Here is a 17,814-nt window from a genome sequence, read left to right on the forward strand (position 1 = left end):
GCTCGATATAAACAATAATTTACCTGCCGGCGAAGTACCGGCAGGTTAGCGAGAGAGGTCACTATGAAAGTTCTGGTAACCGTTAAACGTGTTATCGACTACAACGTCAAAGTGCGTGTGAAGTCGGACAATACCGATGTGGATCTGGCCAACGTAAAAATGGCCCTGAACCCGTTTTGTGAAATCGCGGTAGAAGAGGCGGTGCGCCTGAAAGAAGCCGGCACGGCCACTGAAGTCGTGGTTGTTTCGATTGGCCCTAAAGCCTGTCAGGAGCAGATCCGCACTGCACTGGCACTGGGTGCCGACCGCGGTATTCAGATCGAGACCGAAGATATGCCTGAGTCCCTCAACGTGGCCAAACTGCTGGCGAAAGTCGTTGCAGAGGAACAGCCGGGTCTGGTGATCATGGGTAAACAGGCGATCGACAGCGATAACAACCAGACCGGCCAGATGCTGGCGGCGCTGACCGATATGCCACAGGGTACCTTTGCTTCTGAAGTGAAGATCGATGGCGACAAAGTGAATGTCACCCGTGAGGTAGACGGCGGTCTGCAGACCGTAGCCCTGAACCTGCCGGCCATCGTGACCACCGACCTGCGCCTCAACGAGCCACGCTATGCCTCTCTGCCAAACATCATGAAGGCGAAGAAGAAGCCGCTGGATGTGAAAACCCCGGCGGATCTGGGTGTTGAGCTGAAAGCGCACAGCAAACTGCTGAAAGTGACGCCGCCGGCGGAACGTCAGGCCGGTATCAAAGTGGCCAGCGTTGATGAGCTGGTCGAAAAACTGAAAAACGAAGCGAAAGTTATTTAAGGGGTGATGAGATGGCTATTCTGGTAATTGCAGAACATGACAACAGCACCCTGAAGGGCGCGACCCTGAATGCGGTGACAGCCGCAACGCAGATTGGCGGTGACGTTCACCTGCTGGTGGCGGGCGCTAACTGCGCTGCAGTAGCGGATCAGGCGGCAGCGGTTGCAGGCGTATCTAAAGTGCTGCTGGCAGACAACGCAGCCTACGAACACCAACTGGCGGAGAACCTCTCCAAACTGGTGGCAGAACTGGGTCGTGACTACAGCCACGTGCTGTCGCCGGCAACCACTACCGGTAAAAACTTCCTGCCACGGGTTGCCGCACTGCTGGATGTCGCGCAGATCTCCGACATTACGGCGGTGGAATCTGAGAACACCTTCCAGCGTCCGATCTATGCAGGTAACGCGATTGCGACCGTTGAGTCACTGGACCCGATCAAAGTGATCACCGTGCGTGGCACGGCGTTTGATCCGGCGGCGGCTGAAGGCGGTTCTGCCGCAATCGAAACCGTTGCCAGCGCACACGATGCCGGTCAGTCCAGCTTCGTTGGCGAAGAGATGGCGAAATCGGATCGTCCTGAACTGACCGCAGCGAAAGTGATCATCTCCGGTGGTCGTGGTATGGGTAACGGCGAGAACTTCTCTATGCTGGAAGCGATCGCAGACAAACTGGGCGCTGCGGTAGGTGCCTCCCGTGCAGCGGTGGATGCGGGCTTTGTGCCGAACGATATGCAGGTCGGTCAGACCGGTAAGATCGTTGCGCCTGAACTGTACATTGCGGTGGGTATCTCCGGTGCGATCCAGCATCTGGCCGGTATGAAAGACTCCAAGATCATTGTTGCGATCAACAAGGATGAGGAAGCACCGATCTTCCAGGTGGCCGACTATGGCCTGGTAGCAGACCTGTTCGAGGCTGTACCGGAACTGGAAGGCAAGCTGTAAGCGAGTCTGTCTGTACTGAACAAGCCCGTCGTCCAGTGACGGGCTTTTTTCTATCTGATTATCTGTTCGCAGTCTCCCTGAGACTGTCGGAGGAAACACAATGCGCGAATCCATGGAATTCGATGTTGTTATCGTAGGCGCAGGCCCGGCGGGCCTGTCCACTGCCTGCCGTCTGGCGCAACTGGCGCAGGAAAAAGAGCAGGAGCTGACCGTCTGCGTGGTGGAGAAAGGCTCTGAAGTCGGTGCTCATATTCTTTCCGGCGCGGTAATCGAGAGCCGCGCGCTGGATGAACTCTTCCCGGACTGGAAAGAGAAAGGCGCACCGCTGAACACCCCGGTGACAGAAGATGAAGTCTTCCTGCTGAAAGATGCTGAGAGCGGCCGCAAGATCCCCAACGGTCTGGTGCCGAAAACCATGCACAACAACGGCAACTACATTGTCAGTCTGGGTAACGTCTGCCGCTGGCTGGCGGAGCAGGCCGAAGCACTGGGTGTGGAGATCTTCCCCGGCTTTGCCGCCGCAGAAGTCCTCTATAACGACGATGGCAGCGTCAAAGGGATCGCCACCGGCGATATGGGCGTGACCGCCGAAGGCGAACAGGGCCCGAACTACATGCCGGGCATGGAGCTGCACGCCAAATACACCGTGTTCTCCGAAGGCTGCCGTGGTCATCTGGGTAAAGAGCTGATCGAACGCTTTGATCTTGCCTCCGATGCGGATGCCCAGCACTACGGCATCGGTATCAAAGAGCTGTGGGATATCCCGGCTGAACAGCACAAACCCGGTCTGGTGGTGCACGGCTCCGGCTGGCCGCTGGATAAAGGTACCAGCGGTGGTTTCTTCCTCTACCACACCGACAACAATCAGGTCGTCGTGGGTCTGATTATCGACCTCAACTACGCCAACCCTTACCTCAGCCCGTTCGATGAGTTCCAGCGTCTGAAGCATCATCCGGTGCTGAAGCAGCATCTGGACGGCGGCACCCGGGTCTCCTACGGTGCCCGTGCGATCACCAAAGGCGGATTTAACTCCCTGCCGAAGATGAGCTTCCCGGGCGGTCTGGTCGTGGGCTGTAACGCCGGTACCCTGAACTTCTCCAAGATCAAAGGTACACACACTGCGATGAAATCCGGCATGCTCGGTGCCGAAGCGATCTTTGAAGCGCTCAGCTCAGGCTGTGAGGGTGGTAAAGAGCTGAGCCGTTATGCGGAACTGTTCGAAAACTCCTGGCTGCACGACGAGTTGTTCCGCTCGCGCAACTTTGGCCCGGCGATGCATAAATTCGGCGCGATCATGGGCGGTGCGTTCAACTTTATCGACCAGAACATCTTTGGCGGCAAGATCCCGGTGACCCTGCACGACGATCACGAAGACTACGCCCAGATGCAACCGGCAAGCAACTTCCAGCCGATCGACTACCCGAAACCGGATGGCAAACTCAGCTTCGACAAACTCTCCTCGGTGTTCCTGTCGAACACCAACCATGAGGAAGATCAGCCCTGCCACCTGCAACTGAAAGATGCCTCGATCCCGCTGGCGAAAAACCTGCCGACCTACGCAGAGCCTGCACAGCGCTACTGCCCGGCCGGTGTCTATGAAGTGGTTACCGATGAAGAGAACGGCGGCGAACGCTTCCAGATCAACAGCCAGAACTGTCTGCACTGCAAAACCTGCGACATCAAAGACCCGGCCCAGAACATCCGCTGGGTCACCCCCGAAGGCATGGGCGGCCCGAACTACCCGAATATGTAATCGGCCCGCTTAACCGCGTTCTGAAATCCGCAGCTCCTGAAAAGGGGATGCGGATTTTTTTATGCGCACCGTAGCAGAATTTTGGGGTGGTGAGGCCTGAGTTAAGATTGTTGGATTACGCTGCGCTAATCCAACCTACGCCAGCTCTCTGTTCCGAATGTAGGGTGCAATAACGCAGTGTATTGCACCGTTTACCGTATTGCACCGTCAGCTTAGGCATATTGCACCGTTAACTGATGGGTTTTGCAGGTTGCGCAAGGGAAAAGTTTTACTGGCCGATACCGAGCTGCTCGGAGATGCTTCGGGTGCTGGTGAAAAGGGCCTTCTTAGCCTGCGCTTTGGCTTCACGGTTGTTTTCCTGAAGTTTATTCACAAACGGAATGCTCAGTGCTGCGACGATTTTACCGGAGTGATCGAGTACCGGTGCGCTCAGATCCCAGACTCCTTTGACATGCCGGCTGGGTTCCTCACAAAACGCTTTGTCTTTGATCTCATGGAGCTCTTCAAGCAGATCCGGGGTCAGATCGATGATCTCTGAACTGGCCAGTTTTTCCAGTTCTTCCTGACTGAGGTAGGCCATGATAATGCGCCCGGCGGAGGTATCATGGAAATTGAGGCGGGAGCCAAGGCGTACACTGAAACTGATGCTGCCCGGGCCATCTACCTGAGCCACGACGACCAGATTCTGGTTGTGCTGCACCACCAGATGGCAGGATTGATCTACCTCGTATGCCAGACGTTCCATAATCGGGACAGAGCGGGAAACCAGACGTTTAATGGGGGAGTGCTGATGGGACAGTTCGAACATTTTCAGGGAGAGTTCAAACCGGTCACTGCCTTCTGTCTGGGTGATATAACCGCGGTTTTTCAGGCAGACCAGCATGCGGAATATCTCATTCACACTGCGACCCAGCGCCTGAGCGATCTCCTTCTGGTTGAGGCCGACCGCCTGAGCCGAAAGAAGCTCCAGAATATCCAGCCCTTTCTCCAGAGCGGGCGCTTTATACTGTGATTGGTCGGTCATCTTTTGTCCCTGGTAAGCAGTTTAACTCGAGGTACAGAATTTCCTCTTTAAACTTGAGCGCGAGCAAAAGCTGAGGTCAGTGCTGTGAAAGGTAGCCTTGATTAATCTGTTACTGATGGATTGTAAAACCTTATTCCGACAGATGCATGTGGTTGTGTTTAAAAGCCATGCAATAATTGCGAATTCACAGCAGACCGTAATTCAGGCGCTGATCTGTCCCGGCGGGCTCTGAACTGGAAAGATAACTGAGCCGGCGCGGGCGAGAATAACTGAGCACAGGAGCAGAAGAGGGCTCAGTCGTTCACAACGGTTCAGATAACCTGATAATAAGTCCTTTTCATGCTTCGCCCTCCCTGGGTCAGTCGTTATAAGGCGATGATCGCCGTGAATGGTTGTTGTTCTCAACCGGATCTGCAGCCGCGCAGATCCGGGCGGCAGGAGATGAGATGACCCTTCTGATGCAGCTAAAGGGCTGATTCGCCGATCCATATTCGCTGTCAGTAATGGGTTAAGGGCCCGGACGCCTGCAACGTATTTCCCCGATTGTGAATCATCACAAGGGCCAGGGCGCCGGCGCGCTCTGTGCGCAGGCGCCCTGAAGGGTTGATCAGATGAATTCCTGACAGGCCATCATCTCCAGTATGTGGTTATCCATGCTCAAGTGGAATCCGGGGAGGCAGGGGGTATCTTCATCTCCCTGCAGGTCGATTCTGGAGATCTTACCCACAGAGATCAGATCACCCGGACGCAGCGTCATATGGTAACTCAGGTAACTGATGACTTTAGCCACAGTGAGTTGCATCGATTCACAGATCTGTTGATGCCGGTTGGCAAATTCAAGTGACACCTCCAGTTGTTGTGGTTCGATCAGCTCATCGGTAGTTACCAGACAGGGGCCAACCGTTGAATGCCCGTAGTGAATTTTTGTCTCCTGCCATGCCGGTTCCGGCTCATCAGCATCTGCTGTGTTGCTCAGGGTGCAGTAGCCTGCGATATGTTCAAGTGCAAACTGCTCGGCTATATAACGCCCCGCCCTGCCGATCACTACTGCCAGATCGGTTTCCCATGTTTCAGTGAATGATCGGGTCAATAACAGAGGACAGTCGATTCCCGCTTCTGCGTTTGAATAGGGATTAAATACCACCGGTTCAATGGGAGTGATGTAGGGCTTGTCTGCCTGCCTGACATTGTTGCTGAGACCTATGCATATGAACTTCTTAAGCTGACTGACACAAGGGCCCAGACGGGGGCTGCCAAGCACCTGTGGCTGACGCTTCAGGTCCGTATTGCGTATCTCGTTGAGTACCGCTGGAGTCAGCGTTTTACCAGTAATTCTGGCAGTAATCGAGGAGATATCACGGAGGATTCCATCCTGGTCGATAACACCCGGCTTTTCCTTTCCTGCAGGGCCATATTGTACTAGCTTCATGACTTGGCCTATTTATAAAAGTGATTTTCATATATGAGTTTATGGCAGGTTAGTGGAATTCTCAAATATAAATACGTTTTTTGTATATGGTTTATTTTCATGTTTGAAACTGTGTGTTATCTGCTTGTCTGATCCGGGTAGTTGGCTGCAGAGGTCACAGAACAGCAGAAAGGGTGTATGGTCAGGGCTGAACAGCAGCTTTACTCAGCCTAAACAGATCGCAAGCAGGGCCTGTGGAAGGCATGCAAGTGGACGCAGAAGCGTGTCAGGGAGTTTTACAGATGACGTTTTTCTTCGCAGCGGTAGCGATTATTGCGGGTTTATATCTGGTGAATCGGCAGCGTCGCTCACGGCAACGCCGGTTTATTGAGCGTTACCGGTTTAATTCAGCCATAACCGGCCGGGTACAGAAACACTACCCACATCTGACTGAAGAACAGCTTGATCAGGTGATGGAAGGGTTACGTGAATATTTTTATATCTGTCATCAGGCTCGCCGCCGTATGGTGGCGATGCCATCACAGGTGGTGGATGTCGCCTGGCACGAATTTATTCTGTTTACCCGCCCTTATGAGCAGTTCTGTCATAAAGCCTTTGGCCGTTTCCTGCACCATACGCCAACCGAAATGATGCGCTCGCCAACCATCGCGCAGGAGGGAATTAAACGCGCCTGGAGGCTGGCCTGTGCACGGCATCAGATCAATCCGGCGGAACCGGCTGCACTGCCCCTGCTGTTTGCGATTGATGGCCTGCTCAACATCGAGGATGGCTTTACCTACGTGCTCGACTGCAAAGATAAAAGTTCTCCCCATTACGGCAGCGGTTACTGCGCAGGTCACATCAGTTGCACATCCGGGTGCAGTGGAGATTCAGGTGGCCCGTCCTGTGGGGGGAGTTCCGGCTGCGGTTCAGGTTGTGGCGGCGGTGATTAATTTGCTATGACAGATCCACATCAATCCTGTTACAGCCCGTAAGCCTGCTGCTCGATCACCCGGCGCACGGTCTCCAGTGCTACCCGCAATGTGGCCAGATCCACAGAGCCCAGTGCCAGTCGCAGGGCATGAGGAACGTGCGGGCTGACGGCGTAAGGTTCTGCAGTAGAAACTGAAATGCCGGTTTGCTGTAACTCGGCGGCCACCTGATCGGCACGTACCTCTTCGGGCAGGGTGAGCCATATAAAATAGGCGTTCGGGTGGCTGCGGTAGTTCAGCCCCCTGAGAATCTCTCTGGCCAGAGCCTGCCGTGTTTGAGCATCCTTACGTTTTTCGTGTTCCAGCCGGGCTACTGTGCCATCTTCAATCCATTGGCAACCCAGCGCTGTCAGCAGGCCCGGTGTATTCCAGGTGGTAGCGCGTATGCTGCGTTCAAGCTGCCCGACCTGGTGTGGCGGCGCAACCAGAAAACCCAGCCGCAAACCGGTGGCGACACTTTTGGACAGACCTGAACAGTACAGGGTGCGTTCCGGGGCGAGGGCGGCCAGCGGTGCGGGTGCATCGTCTTCAAGATAGGCATAGGCTGCATCTTCAATAATCAGCAGATCGTAAGTTCTGGCCAGTTGTACCAGATGTTCACGCTGCTCCAGCGGCATCACCCAGCCCAGAGGGTTATGCAGCGTCGGCATGGTGTAGATCGCCTTCAGATTGCGTTGCTGGCAGAGCTGTTCAAGCTGATCAAGATCCGGGCCCTGCTGTGCCGGGTTCAGCGCAGTGATCTGCAGATGGCAGGCTTCGCACACTGCTTTAAAACCGGGGTAGATCAGACTGTCACAAGCAATCAGTTCGCCCGGCTGTAGCAGCGTCATGGCGCTCAGAGCCAGCGCATGCTGGGCGCCGCTGACCAGAAGTACCTGATCGGCAGAGGGGCTGAGCCCTCGTTGTCTGAGGTGGCTGGCAACTATCGCCCTTTCATGGTCGCGGCCAGCATGGGGTTGATAGTGTAACAGGGCCTCCAGATCGCCACCGCTGATTAACCGGCGTAACCCGTCGCGCAAAAGCTCAGTCTGTTCTGGTAACGCCGGTGAGTTGAAATTCAGGTCGATGCTACCGGCGATATTGGCATGCTGGTCGATACCGTGAGTAAGGGGCAGGGAACGATCACGCACAAAGGTTCCGCGACCGGTTTCGCTGCTGACTAAGCCAATTTTTTCCAGCTCAGCGTAGGCACGGGAAGCGGTAACCAGCGCGACCCCCTGATCTGTTGCGAGTTGGCGATGAGTGGGTAAGCGGCTGCCGGGAGGTCTCTCTCCGCTGCGGATCTGTTCTGCCAGTTGCTCAACGATGGCCTGATAGCGGCGGTTTCCCATAGTTTCATTGTATCCATGACAATTTTTTTATTGTCATAATTCTAAGCCATAGAATGGTACGCATCCATTTCATTTATACCGGAGCACGCTGATGCATATTGCCATTCTTACGTTTGATCAGTTTAACGAACTGGATTCGCTGATCGCACTGGGGGTCCTGAATCGGATCAAACAACCGGGCTGGCGGGTTTCCATCGCCAGCCCTGAGCCTCAGATCTGCTCGATGAACGGGGTTGTGATGCAGCGGCATATCTCTCTGGAAGAGGCGAGCAGGGCCGATGCTGTGATCGCCGGTAGCGGTATGAAGACCCGGGAGATAGTGGAAGACCCGGGCATTATGCAGCAGTTGCAACTGGACCCGACACGCCAGTTAATCGCCGGGCAGTGTTCCGGTACGCTGCTGCTGGCCAGGTTGGGGCTCCTTGGGCAGGTACCTGCCTGTACGGATCTGACCACGCGTCCGTGGGTAGAGGAGGGAGGGGTAGAGGTTCTTAACCAGCCGTTTTTTGCAGCAGGTAATCTGGCAACGGCCGGAGGTTGTCTGGCATCCAAGTATCTGGCCTTCTGGCTGATTGCCCGTCTTGTGGGCCGGACTCAGGCAGAGGAGGCACTGCACTATGTGGCGCCGGTGGGCGAAAAGGAGGCATATGTCAGCAGGGCGCTGCACCAGGTTGGCCCGTACCTGGAGCGGGCTTAATAAACCTGAGCTCAGTTCAGGTTTTTGCTGCGCCGCCAAAAATCGCAATTTTTTGGCTGAATGCCCTGTTATTATTGGCTTTTTCAGGGGTTTGTGTGGTCTTTGAATAGGTGAAATTAATTCACTAATATGAATAGAATAGCTCGTTTGTTAGACAAAGGTATAAGCACTAAAATGGCGCACATCAACTGCCAAAACAAACAAGGGGTAGTTAAATTTTTTTGAGGGTAAACATTATGCACATCCGTGATCCGTACTACATCATTCCATCATTCAGAGTTTCTGTACGTGAAACCGAAGCTCAGTATTTTGAGCGTCTGGTGCGTGAGCAGGCTGAAATGAAAAAAGCTGAAGCACGTAAGCAGCGTTACCAGCGAGTAGTGAGGTTTCTGGAGAACACGGGTAAAAAGCTGCGTAATGATGCTAACCCTTTCTACTCTAAGTGCGCCTGAAACCCAGACCTCTCAGTGTAGAGATTAAAAAAGGCGAACTCAGGTTCGCCTTTTTTGTGTCCGCAATATACCCCCGCACGGGGTGAAGGTTATAGCGGCGGGTCTACCCGATCAGTTACCGAACCGTTAATACGGAACCAGCCTGCGATAGAGTAGCGGTCACGTCTGGCGGGAAGGACTTCATGGGGAAACTCTTCACTGAGAAAGACGGCAATGGTGCCCATTAAAGGAACCACTTTAATGCCTTCGCGGTCGTTGTCATCCCGGTAGAGCACCAGCTCGCCATTATCCTGTTCGGTCCAGCCCGGATTCAGGTAGACCACCAGAGAAAGCACCCGGTTTGCCTGACCTTTAAACGCATCGTAATGGCGTTTGTAGTAATCGCCCGGGCGATAGTGGGCAAAGTGGCTTTCAAATGAAAACAGGCCGAGAAACAGGCGCCGGTTAAGGTAGCGCTGCAGAGCGCCTGTCCAGTTCAGCCAGTCGCGTCCGGCTTCAGATTCACCGTTAATCCAGCAGATCTCATCGGTGCGCACAAAATCGTTCTTGATGAAATTATCGCCGCGACCGATACCGGCATCGACAAACATCGATTCATCCATTGCGCGTTGATGCAGATGCAGAGAGTTAGTCAGCTTTTCCGGCAGAGCGGCGGGAAGTATAGAGAAACCTTGTTGTTCCATATCCTGTGCGATACGGGCAAACAGGGTTTCATCGACGGTATTATCGTTATCAAACGACAATAATGACTTAGCTGTGGCCAAGCGCGTGTCCTTTAAAATGGTTAACGCCGCATAGTAAACCTTTGTCGGGCCACCGGATAGAAAAATTTATCCTGAAACGCTTATATCAGCCTGAGGTTATCATCTCGGGCGACTAAGGATAGGGGAGCAGGTCAAACTGAGCATTTGTTGCTCTGAAGGGCGAGCAGATTGCTCAGGGTGCCGGCAACAATTTCATTGATAATCGGATGCTCATGTTGCAGTCCCAGCAGGTCTGAGCAGAATTCCAGTTTATCTTCAGCCCGGTCCCAGGCGCTGGCGTTGGTAGCATTAACCAGAGGCCGGATAACCCGGGAGTACTTAACAACATTCATTGAAAATCTCCATTGAACGACATGTTGTGCAGGGCATTCTAGGTCGGGAGGCTGGCATCGGCTATAGGAAAAATTCCTATTTTTACAACTCGGGATGGCCTGGTGTCGTGGGGTGTGAGGAAGGCGATGATACGTTGGGATATAAATATATTAATTGTTCCGGAAATAAATAAAGATCGTTCGGTAAATTAATATAAATAAAAGTCGGTTTTTTTATTTAGAAAGTACGTTTCCTATTATTTAAATAATAGGAAATTATGCCCGGCCCTGAAGGGGGGAGGCCAGGCATAATCCAGCGGCGATTAGAATTTAATCTGCAGGCCGGTCATATAACCCAGACTGACGTCTGTTTCATCGGTATCTGCAATTTCAGCAAACAGAGAAACATTTTTCTGTCCGGCAAAGGTGTAGGTGGCATTGGCATACCATTCCTGAGCATCGTTGTTGCCTTCTTCGCTCCAGACAACACCAACGGAAGTTTTAACCTGATCACTGAACTTGTAGCTCGCTACCAGGTTGGTGACTTCGGCATCCTGACTGCCGGTGTCTGTGGTACTGTAATCCGCTGCCAGTTTCAGGCTGCCAAAGTTGTAAGCTGCACTGACACCCCAGGTCTGCTGATCTTCGGAACCCGGCAGGTTGTCATTATAGTTCTGATACGCGGCTGCCAGTTTGAGGCCGGAAAGATCGGTGCTGGCAAACAGATCGATCGCTTCACCAGCGGCGTTGTTGCTGGTTTCTGCTCCGACCAGCGCGGAACCGATCAGGGTGACCTGTCCCAGTTGGGTTTCAACGCGGATCACGTCGTCGCCTTTGTCGGCTACCTGTTCAAAGCGGTCTTCAGCAGTATGGGTTTCATACGCGGCTTCTACACCGAACTCGTCGCCTGCCAGATTCTGGCGGCCGATGGAGACCCGGGTACCGTCAAAGTCCAGACCTACATAAGCTTCTTCAAGCTTAGAGCTGTCTTTGGACTGGTCGTTACCTTCGGAGTCAAAGCTGAAGTCAAGCTGGCCGAACGCGCTTAGCTGTTCATCAATCTTGTAAACAATGGAGTTTTTCAGTTCCAGATCGTCGAATTCAACATCCAGTTTCTGATCGTTACCGGCTTTTTTTCTGAGCTGAATCTGGAAGTCACCCTTTACGTTGTAAGTGACTTTATCGTTGGAATAAATCGTAGCGGCGTTGGTCTGAGCGGCGATGCTGCATGCCAGTACAGCCAGTGCAAGAGAAGACTTTCTCGCAAATGTCATATTCGGTTCCTTAATTTTATAGTTTTGTTTAGGGGCAGATATTCGAATAACGTCAATTGACAGCGGAAACGAAAATAACACTCTGGTTTTGGTTTTTAACTAATTTGAAAATAATAAACTTTAAGAACATATTGTTTATATTGTTGATAAAGTTTACGAAAAATTAGATTTTTATTAATTAGCTTTGTCTGAGGTATAAAGCGGGATTTGTAAACTGTAAGGGTTAATAGTTGAGAGAAAATCTGGCAGTTTCGGAAGGGCAGCAGGATTAAAACCAGTCAGCGGCCAACAGGCATGAAAGATAAAGCTGACTGGTCTTGCTAAGGGGGGATCTGATCAGAAGAGGGATCAGGGGATTCAGGCAATCGGATTGCTGTAGCGATGTGAAAGCAGGTTATTAAGCGTGCCGGAGACAATCTCCTGAATAATCGGATGTTCCTGCTGCATATCCAGAAGTTTGTTGCAAAAATCCTGTTTATTCCGGGCCTTGTACCAGGCCATTGCATTGTGCTGATTCACCAGTACACGGAGTACGGTTGAGTATTTACCAACATCCATATTTATCGACATACCTTCTATAGAGCATTGTTTCAGAGCGCGGCATTCTAGCACCCTGAAATATTACAGAAATAAGAAAGTTTCCGGGTTTCAGGTGGATAGTTGTTGTATCTGATCTGGGTCAATAAAAGTGAGCCGGCCGCACCGGTGCTGCTACATGGGGGAAACAGGCGAGGGTAGCGGCTGGCCTGTAGCGGGTGCGGGGGTGGAGAAGCCCCTGACCGGTCTGGTTCAGGGGCCGGGCAGGTTATATCAGACCTGAAACTGGGTCAGGATCGAACGCAGTTGTAATGCCTGATTCTCAAGGTGCTGGCTGATGTCGCTGCTGCTGCGTGCTTTATCAGCGGTTTCCAGTGCAGCACCGCCGATACGCTGCAGGTTATCCCGGGTCAGGCTGGTGACCTGAGCCTGCTCCTCGGTTGCGGTAGCGATCAGCAGGTTTAACTGGTTTATCTGGTCGATCTCCTGCGAGACCCTGGCGATCAGTTGATGCACCTGTTCCGACAGGCTGACATTTTCCCCGGCGAGGGTTTGTCCCTGCTGCATGGCGGTAACGGCAAGATCAGCTTTGGCTTTCAGGGTATCCAGCAGCACTTTTATCTCCTCTGTCGCCTGCTGGGTACTGTGAGATAGGGCACGGACTTCATCGGCAACGACCGCAAAACCACGTCCCTGATCCCCGGCGCGGGCTGCCTCGATGGCGGCATTCAGGGCGAGCAGGTTGGTCTGTTCAGCAATGCCCTGAATGACGCTGATAATACTGCTGACTTTCGAGCTCTCTTCCGCCAGATTCGCAATCACCGCCGTGGCAGACTGAATCTCTTCTGATAACCGTTCGGTCGCCAGACGGTTTTGCTCAACGATGCGGCAGCCTTCATCTGCACTCTGTTTGACCTCTTCACTGCAGCGCGCGGCCTGACTCGCATTTCCGGCGATATCATTAACCGTGGTATTGATCTCGACCATGGCCGTGACTGCCCGGTCACACTCCTGATTCTGAGTTTCTACTGCGGTCTGCGTAGTAGAGGAGTTAGCCTTTAATGTTTCTGAGGTGTGGGCCAGACTGGCGGCATTTTCCGCAACGGCAGAGACCGTTCCGCCGATCTTTTCGACAAAGCGGTTAAAGTTGCCGGCGAGTTCGGCTATTTCATCCCCACCTTTAACCGGCAGGCGTACCCGCAGATCGCCTTCGCCGTAAGCGATATCCGCCATCTGTGCACTGGCCTGTTTTACCGGGCTGATCACCATACGGTAACTGAGCCAGATCGCCAGCAGGGTCAGCGCTATCCCCAGAGGCAGGCTTGATGCCAGTGTTGTACTGAGAAATCCGGCGTCTTTTACCGCTACAGCGGTCTGGTTCTGTACCTGTTGCTTGATACGGCTGCTGAGGGCTGCGGTATGTTTTTCCAGTGCATCGGAGAGCGCCAGAAGCTGATCGCGGGTGGCAATAAACGCCTGCTGTAACTGCTGAACTTTCTCAACCCCGGCCCGGTGTCGTTGCAGCATCGCTTTTGAGGCATCGGCGTAGGAACGTCCCTTCCATTCGCCTGCGGTAATGTTGCTTTTAGCCAGTGGAGAGCTGATGATCTCTGAGAGATGATCGGAGAGGTTTTCCAGTGAGCCAGCCACTTTCTCCGCAACGTTTTCCGGGGCGGAGGAGCGCAGTTGCTGTTGCAGCGCGACCACCGTATTCCCCAGCGCGATCTGGGAACTGTAGATACTGATCACCAGTTCCCATTTGTCCTCGATATCGCCACTCCATGAGGTGACCTGATTACGCTGGAATGCATCTTCCAGACTGGAGATCTGGTAGTTGGCATAAAAGCCGAGCCGTTTCATCAGTTTCTCAAACGAGAGGACATGCTGATCTGCCTGTTGAATGGCTGCAGTAAAGTCGCTGTGTTGCTCAAGTACTTGCTGCTTCTGTGCCTGCAACTGCGTCATCATCGCTTTCAGGGCGATGCTCTCTGACTGATATTCGCTTTGCTCCAGTTGCTGCAGCGCACTCAGAGAGTGTTGCAGGTGGCCGTCGATCCGCGACAGGGCCTGCTCCGGGATCGGTTCCTGAAACAGCAGACTGCTGTTCAGCAACTGGGTGCTCTGGCTTACATTCAGGCTCAGGCTACCGGAGCTTTCTGAACTGCTCCAGGCTTCGCCGGCGATATATTCCAGAGAATCGCGGATGGTGGTGATGCCTGTCAGGGAGAACAGGCTGACAAGCATAAGAACGATAAAGGTCAGGGCGAAACAGGCCCCCATCTTCAGGCCGATTGTCAATTTCATGATGCACTCTGCTGGTTTGTTATTTTAGTGGATAACAGTTCAGCAAAAATGAAGCCAAGAGTGCTGCAATGGGAGTAAATACCTGAGACTTAAGTCGCATAAGGGCTGTGGGGATATGTCTGATTTGAACGACTATTCAAAATGTGTGGAAACTGACCCATTCGCCCCGAAAAGATGGGTGTAAAACGGGACAAAGGTCCCGTGGTTAATCGTATTTATCGGCCGGGAATCGGCGGAAGCGAATTCAGGTTCTGCGGATTGACCTCAAAACCGTGTGCTTCATACTCGCTGATAAAACTGAGCAGATCATCCCAGTGCAGTGGACGTGACAGGTAATACCCCTGTACCCAGTCGCAGCCGATCTCCTGCAGATATTCAAGCTGGGCCTGAGTTTCTACGCCTTCTGCGATCACTTTGATCTGATAAAGACGGGCCAGGTTCTCGATGATGCCGACCATGTTGTGCCGTGATTTATCCGTTGAGAACAGATCACTGACAAAAGTGCGGTCTATTTTCAGTGAGTCGGCAGGGTAATGAATCAACTGGTTGAAGGCCGTAAAACCGGTGCCAAAATCATCCAGTGCCAGAGAAACACCCAGCTCTCTGAGCTCCTGAAGAATCGTTCTGCTGCGGTCATCGTTGAGCACAAATGCGGTTTCGGTAATCTCAAACTCAATAGATTCGGGCGCAACACCGTAACGGTCGATACTCTGTTTCACCTGCGTCGTAAACTGCTCGTTGCTTAGTTCTACGCCGGAGATATTGATACAAAACAGACCACTGAAACCGGTTTCCTGTTGCAGGCGAAGTAGCTGTTTCAGCGCATTATCGATCACCCACAGGTCAATCTCTTTAATCAGGTTGGTTTTCTCCGCCACCGGAATAAAACGCTCAGGGCCGATACCATCCATCTGCAGGTTTTCGGCTCGCAGCAGCACCTCCACCCCGACAATCGACATTGAGTGGCAATCGAAGATAGGCATATAAACCAGCGAAAACAGGTTTTCACGCAGCGCCAGCCGCAGACGGTTTTCGATCTGTTCCTGATCGCGCAGTTCGCGGGCCAGCTCAGCAGAGTAATATTCATAGCGATTGCGGCCGCCGTCTTTAGCCTGATACATCGCCAGATCGGCTCTGTGAATCAGATCCCCGGCGGAGTTGGCGTGTTCCGGGTAGAGTGCGATACCGATACTGGCGAAGACGGAGTGGTTAATATTCTCAACCTCCAGACCGTCTTTAAAGAGCCGCAGAATCTGTTCGGCCATCTCGATCGACCGGGCGCTGTGATCGGGCGCATCAATGACGACGACAAACTCATCCCCGGCCATGCGCGCCAGTTCTATACGCGAGGGTTTGGGGAAGTTCTGCGCCAGTTGCTGGAGCTTGTTGCTGAAGATGGTTAACAGCTTGTCTCCCATATCATGGCCATAGTTATCGTTAACCTTCTTGAAGTTATCCAGATCGATATACAGCAGGCCGATGTTACGGGGTTTTTTCCGGGCTTTTTTAACCAGCAGGGTGAGCCGGTTTTTAATATTCCAGCGGTTGGGCAGCCCGGTCAGGGTGTCGAAAAACGCCATCTTATGCATATCATCATCATGCATTTTGATCAGCAAATTGTTAGCCAGCTCCTCAGAATTCAGGGTAGCCAGACAGATCAGGTACAGTGCCAGCAGGGTGAACTCAATGCGCAGTGCTTCGGTGAAGGAATAACTGGCAACCATCAGTTCAGAGAGGGGTGTCAGCAGCAACAGGGCACAGACAATCAGAAAGCCGCCGTAGAGTATGACGGCTTGCCAGAACCGGTTAATAAAGATATTGATCGCTAGAATGGGGTAGATCCAGTAAACCCCCGTGTTTTCCCGCCCGCCGGTCACCAGCAGGGTAAGCGAGAGGAAGATACTCACCGTGTTCAGGACTCTGACCGCAAAGCGGGAATTATGATGCTGAATAAGTTGATGCAGAGCGATGCAGCAACCCAGCATACAGCTCATCAGTACACCGCCGAGCAGATATTTCTCATCCAGCAGGGAAAGGCCACCGAATATCAGCAGAAAGACAATGCCTATAATCAACAGCAGCTTACACAAGCGGTTATAGCGGTTTGTGCGTACGGCTAAAAATTCATCGCTGTTCTGGGCGGGATAGATCATTTAACGCTTCCGTAAGAGTTCAGGCGGATAGCCATAGTCTCGTCCTTAGTGCGACGGCTCTGCCGGGGTGATCTTTTCCCCAACAATCTGAGTGCCACTGATTGCTAAGTATAAAGGAGTTCTGCGGCTTTAGGACCCGAACAGGCGGAAAATCAGCAGATTGGCGTGATTGAGCAAAAAGTGAACGATTTCTGGCAGGTCATAATCGGGGTTGATTTCATCCTGATAAGACTGTTGGTCTATACCAGATTTGTTTCGCTCGTTATGATAAACCGCAGAAAACAGCGAGAGCGACATACAGAGAGCGATTTATGACCCGATTGAGTGTAAACCTGAACAAAGTAGCACTGATGAGAAATGCCCGGCTCTCCGGTACGCCCAGTGTACTGGAGCTGGCGAAGATTGCGGTGCTGGCCGGTGCCGATGGCATTACCGTGCATCCCCGCCCCGATCAACGGCACATCCGGCCAGAAGACTGTTATCAACTGGCGGCGATGCTCGATGTTGAATTCAATATTGAGGGTAATCCGTTTGAAACCGAACTGGCCGGTTACCCCGGCTTTATGAATCTGGTTCGCAAGGCCCGTCCGCAGCAGTGCACACTGGTACCGGACAGCCCCGATCAGCTCACCTCCGATCACGGCTGGAACCTGACAGCAGACGGCGAACGGCTCAGACCGGTGATTGCGGAGCTGAAGGCACTGGGCTGCCGGGTCAGCCTGTTTATGGATGCAGATTCAGAACAGATCGCCAGAGCTGCCGAGTTGGGGGCCGACCGGATTGAGCTTTACACCGAGTCCTATGCCGACGCTTTTGGCACCGGGCAGGAGGCAGAGGTCTTTACTCGCTTCCGCAAGGCGGCGGAAACCGCACGAGAGGCCGGGCTGGGCGTCAATGCCGGGCACGATCTGAATCTTAAAAATCTGGCCACAATGGCCACGCTGCCCGGGCTGGAAGAGGTATCGATTGGCCATGCACTGATCGCCGATGCACTGGTGATGGGGCTGGAGAGAACCGTTAAAGCCTACAAAGCCCAATTGAGCTGACCGTTTCAGTTACA

Annotated in this window: 16 protein-coding genes; 7 read left to right on the forward strand and 9 right to left on the reverse strand. The window is 53.0% G+C overall.

The window, feature by feature from the left end:
- The first annotated feature begins 63 nt into the window (after positions 1 to 63).
- The 3 genes from QUD59_RS13080 to QUD59_RS13090 all read left to right on the forward strand — a co-directional run bounded on the left by QUD59_RS13080 (position 64) and on the right by QUD59_RS13090 (position 3,507).
- A complete protein-coding gene (locus QUD59_RS13080; RefSeq protein ID WP_286237520.1) occupies positions 64 to 813 on the forward strand; it encodes an electron transfer flavoprotein subunit beta/FixA family protein in 750 nt (249 codons plus the stop codon).
- Between the two features lie 11 nt (positions 814 to 824).
- Positions 825 to 1,754 carry an electron transfer flavoprotein subunit alpha/FixB family protein gene (locus QUD59_RS13085; RefSeq protein ID WP_286237521.1) on the forward strand — a complete coding sequence of 310 codons (930 nt, stop codon included), beginning with the start codon at positions 825 to 827 and terminating at the stop codon, positions 1,752 to 1,754.
- Positions 1,755 to 1,854: 100 nt separating this feature from the next.
- Positions 1,855 to 3,507 carry an electron transfer flavoprotein-ubiquinone oxidoreductase gene (locus QUD59_RS13090; protein WP_286237522.1) on the forward strand — a complete coding sequence of 551 codons (1,653 nt, stop codon included), beginning with the start codon at positions 1,855 to 1,857 and terminating at the stop codon, positions 3,505 to 3,507.
- A gap of 268 nt (positions 3,508 to 3,775) precedes the next feature.
- Here QUD59_RS13090 and QUD59_RS13095 read toward each other — a convergent pair whose 3' ends face one another.
- Together QUD59_RS13095 and QUD59_RS13100 are read right to left on the reverse strand one after the other, a co-directional pair.
- Positions 3,776 to 4,531, reverse strand: a complete 756-nt coding sequence (locus tag QUD59_RS13095) for an IclR family transcriptional regulator (protein ID WP_286237523.1) — start codon at positions 4,529 to 4,531, stop codon at positions 3,776 to 3,778.
- Positions 4,532 to 5,138: 607 nt separating this feature from the next.
- Entirely contained in the window at positions 5,139 to 5,960 is an 822-nt protein-coding gene (locus tag QUD59_RS13100) for a fumarylacetoacetate hydrolase family protein (RefSeq protein ID WP_286237525.1), read from the reverse strand.
- A gap of 281 nt (positions 5,961 to 6,241) precedes the next feature.
- Between QUD59_RS13100 and QUD59_RS13105 the strand changes: the two genes are divergently transcribed.
- Positions 6,242 to 6,892 (forward strand): glycine-rich domain-containing protein, encoded by a 651-nt coding sequence (locus QUD59_RS13105; protein WP_286237526.1) that lies wholly within the window; start codon positions 6,242 to 6,244, stop codon positions 6,890 to 6,892.
- Between the two features lie 29 nt (positions 6,893 to 6,921).
- Here QUD59_RS13105 and QUD59_RS13110 read toward each other — a convergent pair whose 3' ends face one another.
- Complete coding sequence (locus QUD59_RS13110; RefSeq protein WP_286237527.1) at positions 6,922 to 8,262, reverse strand: aminotransferase-like domain-containing protein; 1,341 nt, start codon at positions 8,260 to 8,262, stop codon at positions 6,922 to 6,924.
- Between the two features lie 91 nt (positions 8,263 to 8,353).
- Between QUD59_RS13110 and QUD59_RS13115 the strand changes: the two genes are divergently transcribed.
- Complete coding sequence (locus tag QUD59_RS13115; protein ID WP_286237528.1) at positions 8,354 to 8,959, forward strand: DJ-1/PfpI family protein; 606 nt, start codon at positions 8,354 to 8,356, stop codon at positions 8,957 to 8,959.
- Between the two features lie 236 nt (positions 8,960 to 9,195).
- Positions 9,196 to 9,411 (forward strand): hypothetical protein, encoded by a 216-nt coding sequence (locus QUD59_RS13120; RefSeq protein WP_286237529.1) that lies wholly within the window; start codon positions 9,196 to 9,198, stop codon positions 9,409 to 9,411.
- Positions 9,412 to 9,500: 89 nt separating this feature from the next.
- Here the strand turns inward: QUD59_RS13120 and QUD59_RS13125 are convergent, their stop codons facing one another.
- From QUD59_RS13125 to QUD59_RS13150, 6 genes are all read right to left on the reverse strand, one after another.
- A complete protein-coding gene (locus QUD59_RS13125; protein WP_286237531.1) occupies positions 9,501 to 10,175 on the reverse strand; it encodes a 2OG-Fe(II) oxygenase in 675 nt (224 codons plus the stop codon).
- Between the two features lie 131 nt (positions 10,176 to 10,306).
- The gene (locus tag QUD59_RS13130; RefSeq protein ID WP_286237532.1) at positions 10,307 to 10,507 is read right to left on the reverse strand and encodes a hypothetical protein; all 201 of its coding nucleotides are present in this window, start codon (positions 10,505 to 10,507) and stop codon (positions 10,307 to 10,309) included.
- A gap of 302 nt (positions 10,508 to 10,809) precedes the next feature.
- Positions 10,810 to 11,760, reverse strand: coding sequence for a porin (locus tag QUD59_RS13135; protein ID WP_286237533.1), 951 nt, complete (start codon positions 11,758 to 11,760; stop codon positions 10,810 to 10,812).
- Positions 11,761 to 12,117: 357 nt separating this feature from the next.
- Positions 12,118 to 12,318, reverse strand: coding sequence for a hypothetical protein (locus QUD59_RS13140; protein ID WP_286237535.1), 201 nt, complete (start codon positions 12,316 to 12,318; stop codon positions 12,118 to 12,120).
- A gap of 252 nt (positions 12,319 to 12,570) precedes the next feature.
- Positions 12,571 to 14,601 carry a methyl-accepting chemotaxis protein gene (locus QUD59_RS13145; RefSeq protein WP_286237537.1) on the reverse strand — a complete coding sequence of 677 codons (2,031 nt, stop codon included), beginning with the start codon at positions 14,599 to 14,601 and terminating at the stop codon, positions 12,571 to 12,573.
- Between the two features lie 215 nt (positions 14,602 to 14,816).
- Positions 14,817 to 16,754: a putative bifunctional diguanylate cyclase/phosphodiesterase gene (locus QUD59_RS13150; RefSeq protein WP_286237538.1), complete on the reverse strand. Its 1,938-nt coding sequence runs from the start codon at positions 16,752 to 16,754 to the stop codon at positions 14,817 to 14,819.
- Positions 16,755 to 17,065: 311 nt separating this feature from the next.
- On the opposite strand from QUD59_RS13150, the gene QUD59_RS13155 reads away from it, so the two are divergent.
- Complete coding sequence (locus tag QUD59_RS13155; RefSeq protein WP_286237539.1) at positions 17,066 to 17,800, forward strand: pyridoxine 5'-phosphate synthase; 735 nt, start codon at positions 17,066 to 17,068, stop codon at positions 17,798 to 17,800.
- The last annotated feature ends 14 nt before the right edge of the window (positions 17,801 to 17,814 follow it).

The sequence above is a fragment of the Neptuniibacter halophilus genome, from assembly GCF_030295765.1.
Classification (GTDB): domain Bacteria; phylum Pseudomonadota; class Gammaproteobacteria; order Pseudomonadales; family Balneatricaceae; genus Neptuniibacter; species Neptuniibacter halophilus.